We start from the raw sequence: 499 nt of genomic DNA, 5'->3' as shown, positions 1-499 counted from the left end.
GGCCGTCGCGGCGCGATTGCTCGATGACCAGCGCTTGCCTGCTCTTCATCCCCTCGCTCTCCGGCAGTTCCGGCAGTGGCCCATCGATCGGATAGCGCCACAGATCGGAGATGCTGAGATAGCTGGACAGCAGCGCCACGCCGACATCGTCGGGGATCAGCTCCTGCAATTCCTCGTATTTTTCACGGGCCTCCGCTTCGGTCTCCGCCACCACCGGTGCGACGCCCGGCATGATCTTGATGTCGTCCGGCTCGCGCCCGTAGGCCGGCAGACGTCCTTTGAGATCATCATAGAAGGCCTTGGCTTCCTCGAAGGTCTGCGCCGCCGTGAACACCACATCGGCGGTGCGGGCGGCAAGGTCGCGGCCGACATCCGAGGCGCCGGCCTGAACCATCACCGGCGCGCCCTGCGGCGAGCGCGGCAGGTCGAGCGGATCGCGAACCGAAAAGCTCTGGCCGTTATGGCCGGAAGCCTTGCCGTGCCACAAGCCGGTCACCAC

The 499-nt window shown here is 66.1% G+C and carries 1 protein-coding gene; it reads right to left on the bottom strand.

Annotation, left to right across the window (positions count from 1 at the left end):
- Positions 1–499, bottom strand: a 499-nt coding sequence (locus EN914_RS37930) for an LLM class flavin-dependent oxidoreductase (RefSeq protein WP_127389801.1), incomplete at both ends; no start/stop codon positions are given.

The sequence above is a fragment of the Mesorhizobium sp. M7A.F.Ca.CA.001.08.2.1 genome (assembly GCF_003998455.1).
Taxonomy (GTDB): Bacteria; Pseudomonadota; Alphaproteobacteria; order Rhizobiales; family Rhizobiaceae; genus Mesorhizobium; species Mesorhizobium ciceri.
The sequence above is the reverse complement of the archived record's forward strand: the minus strand, read 5'-3'. Positions and strand labels throughout refer to the sequence as shown.